This is a genomic window from Nocardioides oceani (genome assembly GCF_030412965.1).
GTDB lineage: Bacteria > Actinomycetota > Actinomycetes > Propionibacteriales > Nocardioidaceae > Nocardioides > Nocardioides oceani.
This window is the reverse complement of record NZ_JAUHJQ010000235.1, coordinates 1-233: the sequence shown is the minus strand read 5'-3', so window position 1 is coordinate 233 and position 233 is coordinate 1. Positions and strand designations below refer to the sequence as shown.

The window sequence follows — 233 nt, the reverse complement described above, 5'->3', positions numbered from 1 at the left end:
GCCCGGCCGGCCTCACGAACCGGCCGGATCCTCGATCGGCCGGCCCCAGGTGACGGCGTCGAGCACCTCGGGCGGGGCGGCGTCGCGCAGGCCGGCGCCCGGCCGGGCGCCCCGCGCGCCGTTGACGGTCGAGAAGGCGAGCCGGGTGGCGACGTACACGGTCGCGGCGACGATCTCGGCGTCGCCGAGCCCCACGTCCCGCAGGCGCTCGACGTCCTCGGGCGTGGTGCCGC

The 233-nt window shown here is 79.8% G+C and carries 1 pseudogene; it reads right to left on the bottom strand.

Features of this window, described 5'->3' with window-relative positions:
- Positions 1 to 12: 12 nt before the first annotated feature.
- A pseudogene (locus QWY28_RS23890) lies at positions 13 to 233 on the bottom strand (carboxymuconolactone decarboxylase family protein); the annotation flags it as partial.